Below are 17,835 nucleotides of genomic sequence, written 5' to 3' on the forward strand. Positions count from 1 at the left end.
GGCAGTTCACACCCTGAACCTGATAGTCCAGTTGATGCTCGCGACCCTGGTGGTCGAGGTAGTTGAACTGCGCGGGCACGATGCCGCCCTTGTTCTCGAAGGTCACGGCCTTGGCCGTATTGGCTTCGACCATGGCCTTGCCCAGCACACGGGCAGTCTGGTCATAACCACCGCCCACCGAGCCCGGAGCCATGAATTTCACGGTATCGAGGGCGAAGGCGGGTGCGACAAGCACGGCAGCGGTCAAACCGGCGGCCATGCAGCGATTGAAACGACGGATCAAAGCGGACATGGGCATCTCCTGATTGCATTGTTTTTATAGGTGCCGCTTGCCCATCGCAGTGCTCGATGAACAGGGGCCTGCGAACAAGCTTAGGCCATGGATCCGCGGGTTGATCTGTTTTGCTTAAACCACCTGCCAAAGGCGCTGCACCTCCCTGTGGGAGCGAGCTTGCTCGCGATAGCGGTGTGTCAGACACGAAAATGTCGACTGACACTCAGTCATCGCGAGCAAGCTCGCTCCCACAGGGGATTGCGGTGTTGCAGGGGCGTTTCATTACAACTTTGTAATCGAGTTGTTGGTCGGCTGTCCGGATCGCCTCGTTAGCCTGAACTCACTGCCAGGCCAGACCCGGCAGCCCCCCTGCCCTTGTAGAGAGAGATTCATCATGAAACTGTTGATCGCTGGCCTTGCCGCCCTGCTCGCCACCGGCTCTGCGTTTGCCGCCACCCAGTCCACCTCGCCAATCATCCACGACCAGGACGGCTTCTATGTCCCGGTGCAAGTGGCCAAGGTCCTGTCCATGACCGACCTCAACGGCAAGTGCGGCATCGTGCCCGCGCAGTTCAACTACCTCGACCACCAGGGTCGCGAGCATCAACTGGACTATCAGGTTCAGGGTGTGAACTGCCTGGGCGAGAACTGAGCGGATGCCTGCCATCACCGCCGATCGGGCTACACTTGCGCCACTGATGCGCCCCCGTAGCCCGACCGAACCAGGCAGAGTGTCCATGAACATCCTCGTAGTCGAAGACGAACCCAAGGCCGGCAATTACCTGCTCAACGGCCTGCAGGAACTCGGATACACCGTGAACCTGGCGCGCGACGGCGTCGATGGCCTGCACCTGGCCCTGGAGCACGACTTCGATGTGATCGTGCTGGACGTCATGATGCCGAAGATGGATGGCTGGGAAGTCCTGCGCCGCCTGCGCAAGGAAGCCGACACACCGGTGCTGTTCCTCACCGCCCGGGATGACATCGCCGACCGCATCAAGGGCCTCGAACTGGGCGCCGACGATTACCTGATCAAACCCTTTTCCTTCGCCGAACTGGTGGCGCGCCTGCGCACCCTGACCCGCCGCGGCCCTACCCGGGAAGACGAACACCTGCACGTCGACGACCTGCAGATCGACGTGCTCAAGCGTCGCGTCAGCCGCGCCGGCAACCGCATCACCCTGACCAACAAGGAATTTGCCCTGCTGCACCTGTTCGCCACGCATCAGGGCGAAGTGCTGTCACGTTCGATGATCGCCTCGCGGGTCTGGGACATGAATTTCGACAGCGACACCAATGTCGTCGATGTCGCAGTGCGCCGCCTGCGCCTGAAAATCGACGATCCGTTCCAGCTCAAACTGATCCACAGCGTGCGCGGCATCGGCTATCGCTTCGACACTCAACCTTGAATGCCCCCATGAATGCCATGACGCCGCTGCGATCCGCCTCTCGTCTGAGCCACTCCCTGACCCTGCGCCTGGCGCTGGTGTTCGCCCTGCTGGCGTTTGTCTCGCTGGCGCTGCTGGGCGTGGCGCTGTACCGCGACCTGGAACGCGAGTTGATCCATCGCGACGACATTGCCCTGATCACCCGCATCGACCAGTTGCGTACCTTCCTCAACGACAGCAACACCCTGGACCTGATCAAGGCCAAGCCCGCGCTGTTCCAGAACATGATGGGCAACCGCGAGGCCCTCTTGACCATCGGCACTCCGGGGCAACCACCGTTGCTGGTGGTCAATCCGGGCAACCTGAAAATGCCGGTGCTGACCCCGGTGGCGATGGATCATCGACTGACCCTGGACGACGTGCAGCATTTGCCCAACGTCAACGGCGTGCCGTTTTCCGCCCTGGCGGCGACCATCGACTCCGGAGACCTGGGCAGCCTGCAAGTGGTGACCGGGCGCCTGATGACCGAACGCACCGCCGTGCTCGCCGATTACCGGCTCAACGTCTACCTTTTCGCCACCGTGGCCGCGATTCTGCTGGCGTTGTCCGGTTATGTGCTGGTGCATCGCGGCCTGTTGCCGGTGCGGCGCCTGGCCCGCCACACCCAGAGCATCGACGTCGGCAACCTCAACGAGCGCCTCGACAGCCAGGGCGCACCGCTGGAGCTGCTGCCGATGATCGACGCCTTCAACGCCATGCTCGACCGCCTGGACAAAGGCTTTGTGCAATTGGGTCAGGTATCGACCGACATGGCCCACGAGCTGCGCACGCCGATCAACAACCTGCTCGGCGAAACCCAGGTGGCCTTGCAGCAGAACCGCAGCACCGACGCCTATCAGCAGTTGCTGGCCTCCAATGTCGAAGAGCTTGAACGCCTGGCGCGCATGCTCGACAACATGCTGTTTCTGGCCCGCACCGATCCGCGCAGCGCCTTGCGCCAGCGTCAGGAACTGGATGCCGCCGACGAAATGCAACGCATGGCCGACTATTTCGAAGGCCCGGCGACCGATGTAGGCATCAGCATCAATGCCCAAGGCAGCGGCCTGATCTGGGCCGAGCCCATGTTGCTGCGCCGTGCCCTGGCCAACCTGTGCGCCAACGCCATCAAGTACGGCGCGCCGCATTCCGAGCTGTGCATTCACGCCAACCCGACCGCCGACGGCATCCAGGTGCAAGTGCGCAACCACGGCCAGACCATCCCGGCGCAGCATCTGCCACGGCTGTTCGAACGCTTCTACCGGGTCGATGAATCCCGCGAGCGCTCGGCCCAGTCCAATGGCCTGGGCCTGTCGATCGTGGCGACGATCATGCAACTGCACAACGGCGCCTGCCATGTCAGCAGTGCCGACGGCATCACCTGCTTCGAACTGTTTTTCCCGGCGCGGCAACAGCATGAGTAGCGCCCGGGCGAACACCGGCCGGACACTTTCGACAAAACATCGCCCCAGGGTGCGAGTCATGGCCTAACCTCTTTGGCTAAGTGACTAACAAACCGTCGAGCTCGCCGATGTGCAATGTATGGAAGTCAATGATTTACGTCGCCTTCGCACTGCTGGTGGCGACCCCGGGATGGCTGTCGGCGGCGACCATGGCCGACACCCTTGCTCCCGCCCCCACAGCCCCGGTCATCAGCATCTCCGACAGCGAACTGCTGGGGTTGCAAAGCCAGTTGAACAGCCTCAAGCAGCAGGTTTCCCAGGCCAGCACCTATACCCAGCTGGAAAGTGCGCAGGACCTGGTGCTGGCACTGATCCAGAATATTGAACGCCACTCCACATCGCTGCTGCCTGGACAGGCACAGTTGCAGGCGCAACTCAACGTGCTGGGGCCAGTGCCGCTCGACGAGAGCGCACAGGTGACGTCTGCCATTACCACCCAACGAGACACCCTTGGCGAGCAAAAAGACAGGATCGACAACCAGCTCAAAACCCTGGCTGCGCTGAAAGTCAGTGCCGCCGAGCTGATCACCCAGATTGCCAGTATTCGCCGCAGCCTGCTGGAGGCGGAGGTGACCCAGCAGACCAACAGCATCCTGAACCCGCGGTTCTGGTCGCCATTGTTCGATCTTCCGCTCGATGACCGCCAACGTTTCAGCGCCCTCGTCCAGCAACTCAATGTCACGCACCAGGCGGCCTGGCAACCTGGTCAACGCGCAATCACGGCCTCCCTGCTGGTGCTGGCCCTGGTCATCTGGAGCCTGGGGCGAAAATTCGCCGGTCGGGGTCTGGCGTGGCTGTGCATCCATCGAATGCCCGAAGGCCGGTTAAGGCGCAGCTCCCTGGCATTGGCCTCGGTACTGGCGACGGTGCTGAGCGCCGGCATCGCCCTGCAATTGCTGCACTTTGCCGCGACCCGGCAACTGCCCTACACCCCGCTGCTGGCCGACCTGGCGCAATACCTGGAAAAGCTGGCCTATACCTGCGTGATGATCACCGGATTGAGCCGCGCGTTGCTGTCGACCAAACATCCTTCATGGCGCCTGCCCGATATCGCCGATCCGGTGGCGCTGGCGATAGAGCCCTACCCCAGGCGGCTGGCCAGCCTGCTGCTGGTGCTGGTGACACTGGTGCAGATGAGCAACGTCACCGGCATGAGCGCCGAAGTGGTGTTGTTCGGCCGGGGAATCGTGGCGTTGGTCGTGGCACTGGTGATCGGCGCGCTGCTGTTGCGCGTCAGCAAGACCCGACGGGCGCTGATCGTTGCCGGAGAGACTCCCGAAGGCGTCACCACGTCCGCCGGCCTGATTTATGTGTTTGCCGGCATTGCCGTGGTGGTATCCCTGTTCGCCCTGGTGATCGGTTACGTGACGATGGCACGGTTCATCACCTATGAAATGGTGTGGATTTTCATCGTCTTCGCCGCGTTCTACCTGCTCACGCAGGTGTACCAGGACACCTGCGAATCGCTTTTTTCACCCAGGCAACCAACCGGCAAGGCGATCAAACAGCTGCTGGGCATCGGCAATCCACGCCTGGAGCAGATCTGCACCGTGTTTTCCGGGGCGGGCCGCGCCATCCTGATGCTGGTCGGCGTCATTGCGTTGTTTGTCGGCGGCGTCGGTACGACGTTCGGGCAACTGGTCACCAGCACCGCGGCCATTCTCGGTGGCGAAGGGCTGCGCAAGCTGAACATCGTCCCGGACAACTTGATGCGTGCCTTCCTGACACTGCTGATCGGTGTCTACCTGATTCGCACGCTACGCCGCTGGCTGGACGGCGAGTTCTTGCCGAAAACCGAGATGGACCCGGGCATGTGCGCCTCGCTGAGCACCCTGTTCGCCAACATCGGATACGCGTTGGTCGTGCTGCTCACGCTGTCGTCGCTGGGGATCAAGTGGACCAACCTGGCCTGGATCGTCAGTGCCTTGTCGGTGGGCATCGGCTTCGGCCTGCAGGAGATCGTGAAGAATTTCATCTCCGGCCTGATTTTGTTGACCGAGCGCCCGGTGAAGGTCGGCGACCTGATCAGCATCAGTGGCGTCGAAGGCGACATACGACGGATCAACGTGCGGGCCACGGAAATACAACTGGCCGACCGCTCGATCATGATCGTGCCCAACTCCCACCTGATTTCGCAGAACCTGCGCAACGTCACCCTCGGCGGCAGCGCCCAGGGCGTAGTGATACTCGAACTGATGTTCCCGCTGGATATCGATCCGGAACTGGTGCAAAACCTGCTGATGGACAGCTACACCGAGTACGAATCCATCCTGGATAAACCGGCGCCGTTCTTGCGCTTCAGCCAGTTGAAACCGGAAGGCATCACCTTGACCATCACCGGCTACGTCGGCAGCCCGCGCACGGTCGGGGCGATCAAGAGCGAGTTGCTGTTTGAAATTCTCAAGCGCCTGGGTGCCGCCGGCATTGAACTGGCGAAACCGCCCCCTCCCGCGTAACCCCATCCGTAGGAGCTGCCGAAGGCTGCGATCTTTTGATCCTGATGTTTAAAACAAGAGCAAAAGATCGCAGCCTTCGGCAGCTCCTACAGGTGCCTTCGATCACCGCACGACCAAGCTCGCGGCCCACCGTACTGGCGAAACCGCCATCTACCACGCAACCCCCATCCGTAGGAGCTGCCGAAGGCTGCGATCTTTTGATCTTTGATTTTTAAAACCAAGAGCAAAAGATCGCAGCCTTCGGCAGCTCCTACAGGTACCTCAATCACCGCACGACCAAACTCACGGCCCACCGTACTGGCAAAACCGCCACCTACCACGCAACACCCATCCGTAGGAGCTGCCGAAGGCTGCGATCTTTTGATCCTGATGTTTAAAGCAAGAGCAAAAGATCGCAGCCTTCGGCAGCTCCTACAGGTATCTCGATCACCGCACGCGGCCCACCGTACCGGCTGCAACTGGCAAAACCACCACCTACCACGCAACCCCCATCCGTAGGAGCTGCCGAAGGCTGCGATCTTTTGATCCTGATGTTTAAAACAAGAGCAAAAGATCGCAGCCTTCGGCCGCTCCCACAGTTTGATCAGTGGGCGATGCACACCGACTTGAGCTCGGTGTAGGCCTCGATCACCGCGCGACCGAACTCGCGGCCCATGCCCGATTGCTTGACGCCACCGAACGGCATTGCCGGGTCGAGCAGTACGTGGGCGTTGACCCACACCGTGCCGGCTTCAATGCGTGGCACCAGGTTCATGGCTTTGCCCAGGTCGTTGGTCCACAGGCTGGCGGCCAGGCCGTAGCGGTTGTCGTTGGCCAGTTCGATCACGGCGTCTTCGTCGTCGAACGGCATCACGCCCAGTACCGGGCCGAACACTTCTTCGCGGGCCACGGCCATGCTGTGGTCGATGTCCGCCAGAATGGTCGGCTGCACGAAGAAGCCATCGCCTTGCAGCAACTCACCGCCAGTCACCACCCGCGCACCTTCCTGGCGGGCCAGTTCGATATGCCTGAGCACGCTTTGTTGTTGCTTGCGCGACACCAGCGGGTTGATCGCCGCGTCACCGTTCATGCCCGCGCCAATCGGCATCGCCGAGACCGCGGCGGCCAGGGCCTCGACGAATTTGTCGTGGATCGAGCGGTGCACATAGAAGCGCGATGCCGCGGCGCAGACCTGGCCGTTGTTCAGCAGGCCACCGAGGATCGCGCCCTGCACGGCTTTTTCGATGTCGGCATCGGCGAGCACGATCATCGGGTTCTTGCCGCCCAGTTCCAGGGAGAAGCGCGTCATGTTTTCCATGCACGCCACGCCGACGCTCTTGCCCACGGCGGTGGAACCGGTGAACGACACCTTGCTCACCAGTGGATGCGAGGTCAGCACACCGCCGACCGAGGCACCGCCACCGGTGACCACATTGAACACGCCAGCCGGGATGCCCGCTTCCAGCGCCAGCTCGGCCAGGCGCATGGCGGTCAAGGGGGTTTCCATCGCCGGCTTGATGATGACGGTGCAACCAGTGGCCAGGGCCGGCATCAGCTTCCAGGCGGCGATCAGCAGCGGGAAGTTCCACGGCACGATGCCGACCACCACGCCCACCGGTTCACGCTTGGTGAACGCGGTGAATTTGGCACCCGGTGGCAACGGAATCGACACGTCGAAGGTCTGCCCTTCGATCTTGGTCGCCCAGCCGGACATGTAACGCATGAATTCCACGGTGGCGTTCAGGTCCAGCGCACGGGCCATGTTGATCGACTTGCCCTGGCTCAGGGTTTCCAGTTGGGCCAGTTCTTCGGCGTGTTCTTCGACCAGGCGGGTGAAGTTCAGCAGGATGCGCTCACGGTCGGCCGGGCGCAGGCTCGACCACACGCCGGATTTGAACGCCTTGTGCGACGACTGTACGGCGCGCTCGACGATCTCCAGCGGCGCATCCAGGGTTTCGCACAGGGTTTGCCCGGTGGCCGGGTTGACCACGGCGATGCTGTCGCCCTCGGCAAACACCCACTGGCCGTCAATGAAGCAGCCGTGACGACGTTCGAGGAATGCAGCCACCTGGGGCAGGATTTCAACGTTGCTCATAAATCACCTTTCATTCAGGTGCAGGAGCCGACTCAAGGCCGTCTTCGCTGGCAAGCCAGCTCCCACAGGGGTTGGTGGTTGTCAGGCGGAAATTCGACTGATCAGTGTTGTTCTTTGAGAAAGCACGCGACCGCCTGACGGTCGTCGGCGGAAGCCAGGCCCATGTACGGCATGTAGGTACCCGGTACGTAGGCCTGGGGCTGGGTGATCAATTGCGTGATGTTCTCGGCTTGCCAGCTGACGTCTTTGTCGCGCATGGCCTGGGAGTAGCTGAAGCCCGGCAGCGAGCCGGACTTGCGCCCGTACACGCCGAACAGATTCGGCCCCATCATCCCGGTCGTACCCTGGGTCACCGCGTGGCAGACGCTGCACTCAGTGGCAAACACTTCGGCACCACGCTGGGTATCCGTGGCGCACTCGGCGGCAGACACCGCCTGAACCAGGGTGAAGGACAGCAAGCCGATGAGGGGCAAACGCAACGAAGTGAACATAAGAAAACGCCCTTGAAAATCCACGCGCTCGCCAGCAGGCGAACACAACACCAAAAAATGCCGAGGCCAGGGTGCTTCGGCAGCTTGGTGGGGATTGTCGGTGGTCGTCGGCACGCAGGTTTTGCCCTGCGTGCCAGTTATGTTGCCGGGGCTGCCAAACCGGACAATCTGGCATGCACAACCAACTAATTGGCAAACAGGGAAAAGGGCAAACGAAAGCCGCGACTTAGTATCCGGGCAGACCGCAAACCTGCGCTCAAGAACAAGAACGGATGCCACACCATGCTCAAGTCCCCCTTGCTTCGTCTCTCGACGCTCGCGCTGATGATCAGCGCCGGCCAGGCCAATGCCTATGAGCTGTACGCCGATGATGACAGCCATCTGAACGCCACCCTCGAAGCCGCGTTCGGCATTTTCCACAGCCAGGAAAACTACGCCCTGTCCGGCCGTCTCGACGAAGGTTCCTCGTCGTGGCGCGAGGGCTACATCAAATACGGTTTGAGTTTCGACAAGGGCCTGGGCGGTGCGGGCACGGCTTACGGCGCGGGCAACCTGCTCAGCTCCGGCACCTGGGGCGACGGCGATGCCGCCGGTTTCAGCGATGGTACGGAACGCACCACCAAGTTCGAAGACGCCTACCTCGGCTGGCGTTCGGCCGATCTGTTCAGCGCCTTGGGCAAGGACGGTGTGGACCTGTCCTTCGGCCGCCAGAACATCGTGGTCGGTGACGGCTTCCTGATCGACGGCGACGCCCTGAACATGGGCAAGGGCCTGGCCGACGGCGAGTTCAACCGTGGCGGCGCCTACTACCTGGCCGCTCGCAAAGCCTTCGACGAAACCGCCGTATTGCGTCTGGGCGGCAAGGAAGGCTGGCGCAGCGACCTGATGTGGCTCAAGTCCGACAACCGCGCCCAGGCCAAGACCGAAATGTACGTCGGCACCCTGGAGCACGTGGCCGAAGCCGGCACGGTGGGCCTGACCTACATCAAGACCACCGACATCGACGAGCAGTACGCCTCGCCGATCCAGCTCGAACGCGACGGCATGAAGACCTACAGCCTGCGCGCGGCGGGCAATGCCGGAGTGAAAGACCTGTTCCTGTCCGGCGAATACGCCAAGCAGGACAAACCCCACGCCGCCACCGAAGACGCCTGGTACCTGGAAGCCGGCTGGACCTTCTCCGACGCGATCTGGACCCCGAACGTCAGCTACCGCTACAGCCGTTTCTCGGAAGGCTACGACACCTTGTTCTACGGCATGAGCCGTGGTTATGGCACCTGGTTCCAGGGTGAAGTGGCGGGCAACTACGCCGGGCCGTTCAACAGCAACTCGCGGATTCAGAACGTCGGGCTGAAAGTCTCCCCGCTGGAAAACCTTAACCTGGGCGCGCTGTACTTCAACTTCGACACCATCGACCGCAGCCTGGGCAATACCGACGGCCACGAAGTCGACCTGTATGCCGAATGGCACGTCAACGACCACCTGACCGTGATGCCGCTGGTGGGCATCTTCCAGCCGGACAAGAGCGCCGAAAACGGCGGCACGCAACTGGGCAACAACGACCGGAACGTCTATGCCCAACTGCTGTTCGTCACCGGTTTCTAACCTCGGTCGTGGGCAATGGCAGCGTCATTGCCCACGTGGAAAAAGGTATTTCCAATGCACAAGAAACTCCTGACGATCCAGAGCAAGATCGCCCTCCTCGCCGGGCTCTGCCTGCTGCTGGTCGTCGGCTTGTTGATGGGCTTGTCGCTCTATCAGACCCACAAGAGCAGCCGGCAGGTTGCACAAGCCAGCGGTGACATGCTCGCCAATGCGGCCAGGGAACACATGCAGGCCTTGGGCAAAGTGCAGGCCATGCAAGTGCAACGCACCTTCATGCAGACCCACGAATACGGCCAGGGGTTATCGCGCTACCTGTTGTACCTGCGACAGCTGCAACAGCAGGGCAGCCTGACCCGCCAGCAACTGCGCCGGGAGCTGGGCACCCAGCTTCACCAGGCCTTGATCGACAAGCCCGACCTGCTCGGGCTTTATGTCATTTTCGAACCCGGTGGACTCGACGGCGACGACGCTGTTTTCGCCCACCAGGCGGACATTGGCAGCAATGAAACCGGACGCTTCGCCCTGTATTGGGTGCAGAGCAAACCCGGCGAACTGCAAGCGGTGATCGGCGACGAAGGCCTGCTTGCCAACACCGAGCCGGGGCCGAGCGGTGCGCCCTACAACGCCTTCTATACCTGCGCCCGCGACACCCGTCAGGCCTGTGTGCTCGAGCCTTATTTCGACGAGGCGTCCGGCAGCCGCAAACTGGTGACCAGCGTGGCCTTCCCGTTGCTGGAAAACGGCAAGGTGATCGCCGTGGTCGGGCTCGACATCAACCTCGCCGCCCTGCAACAGAACAGTCAGGCCAGCGCCCGTGAGTTGTTCGAAGGCAACGGTCAGATCAGCATCGTCAGCCCGCGCGGGGTGATCTCCGCCAACAGCCAGGACGTCAGCCGCCTCGGCCAGCCGATGGACAGCGCCGAGGTGATGGACGCCTTGCGCCAGGGCAAACCCAAGGTGTTTGTCGACGCCCGGCAGATCGAGGTGCTTGAGCCGCTGTCACCGATTGCCGGCGCCGCGCCGTGGGGCGTGCTGGTCGGCGTGCCGCAAGACATCCTGCTGGCGCCGGTGACCACCTTGCAAAAGGAACTCGATACCCAAGGCGTGCAAAGCACCGCGCTGGAATTGCTCCTCGGTGGCGGCTCGGCCCTGCTCGGCCTGCTGTTGATCGGGTACACGGCGCGGCGCATTACCCGGCCGCTGCAAGTGCTGACCCGCGTATTGGAGGATATCTCCCTCGGCGAAGGCGACCTGACCCGGCGCCTGCAGGTGCAATCGCGGGATGAAATCGGTCAACTGGCGTCCGCCTTCAACCGCTTTGTCGAACGCATCCACCAGTCGATGCGCGAGGTGTCCTCGGCAGCCCTCGGCGTCAATGAGGGTGCCCGGCGCGTGCTGAATGCATCGAACGCTTCGCTGAGCAATTTCGACGATCAATCCACCCGCACCAGCAGCGTGGCGGCGGCGATCAACCAGTTGGGCGCGGCCGCCCAGGAGATCGCCCACAACGCCAGCGATGCCTCGCACCAGGCGTCCAGTGCCCGACAACAGGCCGAGGACGGACGCCAGGTGGTGCAGCGCACGATCGAGGTGATGCACGAACTGTCGGGCAAGATCAGCGCCTCGTGCGCCAACATCGAAGTGCTCAACGACAAGACCGTGAACATCGGGCAGATCCTCGAAGTGATCAAGGGCATCTCCCAGCAGACCAACCTGCTGGCGCTCAACGCGGCCATTGAAGCGGCGCGGGCCGGTGAAGCGGGTCGTGGCTTTGCGGTAGTGGCGGACGAAGTGCGCAGCCTGGCCGGACGCACCCAGGCCTCGGCGCTGGAGATCCAGCAGATGATCGAAGAGCTGCAAGTGGGCGCACGGGAATCGGTCACCACCATGACCGAGAGCCAGCGCCACAGCGAAGAAAGCGTCACCATCGCCAACCTCGCCGGCTCCCGCCTGGGCAGCGTGACCCAGCGCATCGGCGAGATCGACAACGTCAACCAGTCCGTCGCCGCCGCCACGGAAGAACAGACGGCGGTGGTCGAGGCCCTTAATGTCGACATCACCCGGATCAACACCTTGAACCAGCAAGGGGTGGAGAACCTGCAAGCGACGTTGCGCGCTTGTACCGAGCTGGAGCAGCAGGCCGGGCGGTTGAATCAGTTGGTGGGGAGTTTTCGGATCTGAGATCGGAGTTGCCTGATACACCGCCTTCGCGAGCAGGCTCGCTCCCACATTTGGATCTCTGCCATGCACAAATCTTGTGTTCACCAGAGATCCCTGTGGGAGCGGGCTTGCCCGCGAAGAGGCCAGCACAGCCAACATCCTTGCCGACTGACACCCCGCCTTCGCGAGCAGGCTCGCTCCCACAATTGGATCTCTGCCATACACAAATCTTGTGTTCACCAGAGATCCTTGTGGGAGCGGGCTTGCCCGCGAAGAGGCCAGCACAGCCAACATCCTTGCCGACTGATACTCCGCCTTCGCGAGCAAGCCCGCTCCCACATTTGGATTTTCTGCCACACACAATTTCCAGGTGCACCACACGATCCCCTGTGTGCGAGCCTGCTCGCGATGAGGCCAGCACATCCAACATCATCATCGACTGACACTCCGCCATCGCGGGCAAGCCCGCTCCCACAGTGACTTGTGGTGTACTCAAACTTTGCACTCACCTCAGAACCCTGTGGGAGCGGGCTTGCCCGCGATGAGGCCAGCACAGCCAACATCACCGTCGCCTGACACCCCGCCTTCGCGAGCAGGCCCACATCTGGCACCCACAACCAACCACATGGCACACACGCACACCTGCCGCGCCACACCCTCGGCGTAGTATCGAAGTCGACCTCTGGGGCACAACCCGCTCCAAAGTGCCCTGCAATGCAACGCTGAACCCCTCCACATCTCACTAAAACAATAAATCGGCCTTCGGGTCGCGGGAGATTTCTGTGCTCAAGAAAAGTGCGCTGGGCTGGCCAAAGATTGCCGGCCTCGGAATTGCATTGGTGGTGGCCGGGCAGTTTTCCGGCTGGAACTTCGGGCTGGCGACCGGTGGCTGGCTGAACATGCTGATCGCCACGTTATTGATGGCCCTGCTCTGCGGCGGCCTGGCCTTGTGCGTGGCGGAACTGTCCACGGCGTTGCCTAGCGCTGGCGGCGTGTTCGTGTATGCGCAAAGTGCGTTCGGGCCGTTCGTGGGGTATCTGGTCGGGGTCGCCTGTGCCTTGGCACTGACCATCGGCACCGGCGCGGCAGCGACGTTCATTTGCGCCTACACCGAATCGATTTTCGGCCTCGGTGGCTGGCCGGTGAAGATCGCCCTGTTCGCGGTGATCATCGGCATCCACATGCGCGGCGTCGGTGAGGCCATGGGCCTGACCTTCATCGCCGGCATCATCGCCGTGGTCGCCCTGCTCACCTTCGGCGTGGCCATGGCGCCCCATGTCGAACTGGCCAACTTGCTGAAACTGCCCGCCAACGTCGCCACTCCGGTCAGCCTCGGCGGCATCTTTGCCTGCGTGCCCTTCGCGATCTGGTTGTTCATCACGGTCGAGCAAACCGGTTCGGCAGCCGAAGAAGCGCACAACCCCGGTCGTACCATGCCGCGGGGCATTCTGGCGGCGATCGGCACCTTGCTGGTGACGGCGCTGGTGGTGCTGGTTTGCGCACCCGGTGCCGGTGGCGTCGAGCTGGTCGGTTCGGCAGGTGATCCGCTGTACGCCGCGATGTCCAGCAGCAGCGCCTTCGGAGACGGCTCCTGGCTGGCGAAAGTGATTGGCTGCGGCGCGGTGTTCGGCTTGATCGCTACCTTCTTTTCACTGGTGTTCGCCGCGTCCCGGCAGTTGTTCGCCATGGCCCGCGACGGCCTGTTCCCGCAATGGCTGGGCAAGACCGGCAAACGCGGCACGCCCTGGCCGGCGCTGTTGCTGATCGGCGCCATCGGCCTGCCGTTGTCCGAAGTGGACCCGGCCACCGTGATGCTCGCGGTCGTGCTGCTGCTCAACGTTGGCTACCTGTTCATCTTCGCCGCGTACCTGTGCATCAAGACCCGCCAGCCTGACCTGCCACGGCCCTTCACCTTGCCCGGCGGCAAACTGGTTGCCTGGCTGGGCCTGGCCCTGACGCTGGTGGTGATCGCCGCCTGCTTCCAGCTCGACCTGCTGATGCTGATCGCCCTCGCCGTGACCTTCAGCCTGTGCATTTTCAACTACCTGCTGCGCAACCGTCGCACCACCGTCATTGAGGTTCCAGACCATGCCTGAAGACACTCTGTTGCAACGCCGCCATCGCGTACTGGGCAGCGCCTCACCGCTGTTCTACGACAAGCCCTTGCACCTGGTGCGTGGCGAAGGTGTCTGGCTGTTCGACGTCGACGGTCGTCGCTACCTCGACGTCTACAACAACGTGCCCTGCGTCGGTCACTGCAACCCTCACGTGACCGAGGCCATGCACCGCCAGGCCACCACGCTGAACATCCATACCCGCTACCTCGACGAGCAAGTGGTGCGCTACGCCGAACGCCTGACCGCGACCTTCGGTGAGTCGCTGGACACTGCGATGTTCACCTGCACCGGCAGCGAGGCCAATGAGCTGGCGCTGCGGCTGGCACGCTTTGCCAGTGGCGGCACCGGCATCATCGTCAGTGACTACAACTACCACGGCAACTCGGCGTCGCTGGCGCAAGTCACCACCGCCCTGCCCTCGCCGGAACCTTTCGCCGCCCATGCCCGCGCCGTGCCGATTCCGTGCCTGTACCGGGCACCGGTCGGCACCACCGAGGCGCAACTGGCCGAGCAATACGCGGCCAACATCGCCGCCGCGATTGCCTCGATGCAGGCCCAGGGCATTCGCCCGGCCGCGTTGCTGATCGACACCCTGTTCGCCAACGAAGGCCTGCCACGGGTGCCGGCCAGCTTCGTCAACAAGGCCGCCGTGCTGATTCGCGCCGCGGGCGGACTGTTCATCGCCGACGAAGTGCAGTCCGGCTTCGGCCGTACCGGTGATCATCTATGGGGGCATCAGGCCCACGGTGTGGTGCCGGACATCGTCACCCTCGGCAAACCCATGGGTAACGGCTATCCACTGGCCGGCTTGATCACCCACAAGGCTTTGGTCGAATCCTTCGGGCGCCACGCGATGTACTTCAACACCTTCGGTGGCTCGCCCGTGGCGGCGGCGGTCGGCATGGCGGTGCTGGACGTGATCGAGCAACAGCAACTGCTGAAAAACGCGCAAGACGTTGGCGCTTACGTGCAACAACGCCTGCAAGCGCTGGCCGCCAGGCACTCGATCATCGGCGACGTGCGCGGCAAGGGCCTTTTTTTCGCTATGGAACTGGTAAGAGACCACGCCAGCAAGGAGCCGGCCGGCCTGGAGGCGCGCAAGGTGGTCAACGACATGCGCGAGAACGGCGTGCTGATCAGCAAGATCGGCGCCGGCGACAACATTCTCAAACTGCGACCGCCGCTGGTGTTCGGCCGCGATCACGCCGACCTGTTTGTCGACACCCTGGACCACGCCCTGAGCGCGATTTGAGGCCCTGCCATGACTGAATTCCGCACCCTGCCACACGACCAGCAAGTGGCCCGCCTGCACGAACTGGCGCGCCATGCCCTGCAACAGTGGGACGGCGAGTTCGCCGACATTGAACTGGTGAAGTTTCGCGAGAACGCAGTGTTCTCCGCCCATCGCCACGATGGTCAGCGGGTCGCCTTGCGCATCCACCGCAATGGCTATCACGGCGAAGCCGCACTACGTTCCGAGCTGCAATGGATGGAGGCACTGGCCGGCGCCGGCATCACCGTGCCGCAGATCATCCGTGCGCAGAATCAAAGCCATCTGGTCGAAGTCACCCATCAAGCCATTGGCGAACCGCGCCACATCGACATGCTCGCCTGGCTGCCGGGCGCCACCGCCGGCACCTCGGAGAACGGGGTGCAGGCCGAGACCGAAATCGATTTTCTGTTCCGCGAGGCCGGCGCAATTGCCGCGCGCATTCACCTGCATTCGGCGCACTGGCAGCAGCCGGACGAGTTTGTCCGGCATGCCTGGGATGAAGAAGGCCTGATCGGCGCCAACCCGTTCTGGGGGCGCTTCTGGGAGCTGGAGCAACTCAGCGATGAGCAACGGGAGCTGCTGCAACAGGCTCGGCGCACGGCACGCAAGGACTTGCGTCAGTACGGTCGGCACCTGGGCAACTTCGGCATGATCCACGCCGACCTGGTGCCCGAGAACCTGCTGATCGAAGGCCCGCACCTGCGCCTGATCGACTTCGACGATGCCGGGTTTGGCTGGCACATGTTCGAGTTGGCCACCGCGCTGTACTTCTGCCTGGATGACCCGCGCTTTGATCAGATCAAGGCCGCGCTGCTCGACGGCTACCACGCGGTCAAGCCGCTGACCGAGGCGGATCGCAAGACCCTGGCGCTGTTCCTGATGCTGCGTGGTACCACGTACCTGGGCTGGATTCACACCCGCCAGGGCACGCCGACGGCGATTGAAATGGCGCCGATGTTGATTGAGCGGGCTTGCTGGTTGGCTCGGGAATATTTGCAGGTCTGATAGACCGCCATCGCGAGCAAGCTCGCTCCCACAGGGATCTTCCGTGAACACAAGAAGTGAGTACGCCAAAAATCCACTGTGGGAGCGGGCTTGCCCGCGAAGAGGCCATCACTTCCAACATCAATGTTGACTGACACACCGCTTTCGCGGGCAAGTCGGATCGCCGCACCGCCGCTCCCACAGTGTTCGTGGTTAGCCGGGGCGATCGACCTGATCCAAAGCCCGATTCACCGCCAACTCCCCCAGCATGATCACTTGCGCGATGCCCAGCAGGGTGTTGCGGTGCGAGCCTTCCAGAAAACCCGCCAGGTCATTGGCCATGACACTCGCCGAGGCCAGCGATTCGCAGGCGTGGGCCAGCAGGGTTTCGGTGTCGATTTGCGGGTTGATGGTGAACATCGAGGAGGGTTTGTGCGGAGTGGCCATGATGTGCAGGGCCGGGTTTGGGCAGGAACCGTTGTCTGGTGGATCAGGTGTAACCTTGAGCATGACTTTCATTTCCGTTGTGATGCTACCACGCCGTCGCTGCTAAACGAGGGGTGGCGGCTGTACGCAGGTTAGCAGACCGGGGAAATGAAGAAAGCCGGCGCGCCCAAGGACGCCCTGCGCACAGCTGCCATCAAATGCAGGTATGGAATACCTGCCTGACGGACACTCGTACGACCTTCAAATACCACGGGCTGCTAAACCCGATCACTGCAAATCAGTGACGCGAATCAAGTTACCGATGGACCTCAAGGCGCACAAGCCGGCGGATTCTGGCGTAGCTGTAGGCAATGCCGCAAGGTGTTGTAGCTTGCAGGAAGTTACTCCTACAGCCGTTAAACAAGCATTCCAAACTGGCACCGCCATCGCGAGCAAGCTCGCTCCCACAGGGACTTTCAGCGAACGCAACATCTGTGTTCGACTCAAATCCACTGTGGGAGCGAGCTTGCTCGCGATTGAACGATAACGCGGTCTATCAGCAATGCGCGCCGGCATGTTCCAGGCGATGGAACAAGCGGTTGAAATACACCAGGCTGTCGCGTGGTTCGCGCACGCCGACCTTCGTCAGCTCCACGAACATCACCGAGTGCGAGCCCACTTCCTTGCACTCGCTGATGCGCCCTTCCAGCTGCACCAGGGCATCGCGCAGTACCGGCACGTCGGCCGCGCCGTCGTCCCACAGGTCCCAGGCGAAGCGCTCGGCCATCGGCACCTGGGTCATGCCGGCGAAGTGTCGGGCCAGTTCTTCCTGCTCGCCGCACAGCACGTTGACGCACAAGTGGCCGTTGGTGCGGAACACGTCGTGGGTGGCGCTGTTGCGGTTGACGCACACCAATACGGTGGGCGGCGAGTCGGTCACCGAGCACACGGCGCTGGCCGTGATGCCGCAGCGCCCGCCGGGGCCGTTGGTGGTGATGATGTTCACCGCCGCAGGCAGCTGCGCCATGGCGTTGCGAAAGTCGATTTGCTGCTGGCTCAGGTCGGCCATGTCGATGCCCCTTCCTTCA

At 62.5% G+C, this 17,835-nt stretch carries 13 protein-coding genes and 2 pseudogenes; 10 read left to right on the forward strand and 5 right to left on the reverse strand.

Going from position 1 to position 17,835, the window contains the following annotated elements; translation table 11 throughout:
* Positions 1–292, reverse strand: a 292-nt coding sequence (locus C9422_RS29900) for a DUF2790 domain-containing protein (RefSeq protein WP_256590046.1), incomplete at its 3' end; no start/stop codon positions are given.
* A gap of 376 nt (positions 293–668) precedes the next feature.
* Between C9422_RS29900 and C9422_RS29905 the strand changes: the two genes are divergently transcribed.
* From C9422_RS29905 to C9422_RS29920, 4 genes are all read left to right on the forward strand, one after another.
* Positions 669–926 carry a DUF2790 domain-containing protein gene (locus C9422_RS29905; protein ID WP_116583130.1) on the forward strand — a complete coding sequence of 86 codons (258 nt, stop codon included), beginning with the start codon at positions 669–671 and terminating at the stop codon, positions 924–926.
* 85 nt (positions 927–1,011) lie between these two features.
* Positions 1,012–1,683, forward strand: coding sequence for a heavy metal response regulator transcription factor (locus tag C9422_RS29910; protein ID WP_007979096.1), 672 nt, complete (start codon positions 1,012–1,014; stop codon positions 1,681–1,683).
* An 8-nt stretch (positions 1,684–1,691) separates the two neighbouring features.
* The gene (locus C9422_RS29915) at positions 1,692–3,122 is read left to right on the forward strand and encodes a heavy metal sensor histidine kinase (protein ID WP_116583131.1); all 1,431 of its coding nucleotides are present in this window, start codon (positions 1,692–1,694) and stop codon (positions 3,120–3,122) included.
* A 107-nt stretch (positions 3,123–3,229) separates the two neighbouring features.
* On the forward strand, positions 3,230–5,617 hold the full coding sequence (locus tag C9422_RS29920) for a DUF3772 domain-containing protein (RefSeq protein ID WP_116583132.1): 2,388 nt from the start codon (positions 3,230–3,232) through the stop codon (positions 5,615–5,617).
* 583 nt (positions 5,618–6,200) lie between these two features.
* On the opposite strand, the gene C9422_RS29925 is transcribed toward C9422_RS29920, so the two are convergent.
* Both C9422_RS29925 and C9422_RS29930 read right to left on the reverse strand, forming a co-directional pair.
* Positions 6,201–7,691 carry an aldehyde dehydrogenase family protein gene (locus C9422_RS29925; protein ID WP_116583133.1) on the reverse strand — a complete coding sequence of 497 codons (1,491 nt, stop codon included), beginning with the start codon at positions 7,689–7,691 and terminating at the stop codon, positions 6,201–6,203.
* Positions 7,692–7,792: 101 nt separating this feature from the next.
* On the reverse strand, positions 7,793–8,182 hold the full coding sequence (locus C9422_RS29930; protein WP_116583134.1) for a cytochrome c family protein: 390 nt from the start codon (positions 8,180–8,182) through the stop codon (positions 7,793–7,795).
* 282 nt (positions 8,183–8,464) lie between these two features.
* On the opposite strand from C9422_RS29930, the gene C9422_RS29935 reads away from it, so the two are divergent.
* From C9422_RS29935 to C9422_RS29970, 6 genes and pseudogenes are all read left to right on the forward strand, one after another.
* Positions 8,465–9,787 carry a hypothetical protein gene (locus C9422_RS29935; RefSeq protein WP_116583135.1) on the forward strand — a complete coding sequence of 441 codons (1,323 nt, stop codon included), beginning with the start codon at positions 8,465–8,467 and terminating at the stop codon, positions 9,785–9,787.
* 273 nt (positions 9,788–10,060) lie between these two features.
* Positions 10,061–10,570: pseudogene (locus C9422_RS33035) on the forward strand (cache domain-containing protein); the annotation flags it as partial.
* 372 nt (positions 10,571–10,942) lie between these two features.
* Positions 10,943–11,968, forward strand: a pseudogene (locus C9422_RS33040) (methyl-accepting chemotaxis protein); the annotation flags it as partial.
* 761 nt (positions 11,969–12,729) lie between these two features.
* On the forward strand, positions 12,730–14,043 hold the full coding sequence (locus C9422_RS29960; protein ID WP_116583137.1) for an amino acid permease: 1,314 nt from the start codon (positions 12,730–12,732) through the stop codon (positions 14,041–14,043).
* Complete coding sequence (locus tag C9422_RS29965; protein ID WP_116583138.1) at positions 14,036–15,316, forward strand: aspartate aminotransferase family protein; 1,281 nt, start codon at positions 14,036–14,038, stop codon at positions 15,314–15,316. Before C9422_RS29960 ends, C9422_RS29965 begins: the two co-directional genes overlap by 8 nt.
* A gap of 9 nt (positions 15,317–15,325) precedes the next feature.
* Positions 15,326–16,342 carry a phosphotransferase enzyme family protein gene (locus tag C9422_RS29970; RefSeq protein ID WP_116583139.1) on the forward strand — a complete coding sequence of 339 codons (1,017 nt, stop codon included), beginning with the start codon at positions 15,326–15,328 and terminating at the stop codon, positions 16,340–16,342.
* 192 nt (positions 16,343–16,534) lie between these two features.
* Here C9422_RS29970 and C9422_RS29980 read toward each other — a convergent pair whose 3' ends face one another.
* Both C9422_RS29980 and hpaC read right to left on the reverse strand, forming a co-directional pair.
* A complete protein-coding gene (locus C9422_RS29980; protein ID WP_116583140.1) occupies positions 16,535–16,831 on the reverse strand; it encodes a DUF6124 family protein in 297 nt (98 codons plus the stop codon).
* A 472-nt stretch (positions 16,832–17,303) separates the two neighbouring features.
* A complete protein-coding gene (gene hpaC / locus C9422_RS29985) occupies positions 17,304–17,816 on the reverse strand; it encodes a 4-hydroxyphenylacetate 3-monooxygenase, reductase component (RefSeq protein ID WP_008002569.1) in 513 nt (170 codons plus the stop codon).
* Positions 17,817–17,835 lie beyond the last annotated feature (19 nt).

The organism is Pseudomonas sp. B1(2018) (genome assembly GCF_003097365.1).
Lineage (GTDB): Bacteria > Pseudomonadota > Gammaproteobacteria > Pseudomonadales > Pseudomonadaceae > Aquipseudomonas > Aquipseudomonas laurylsulfatiphila.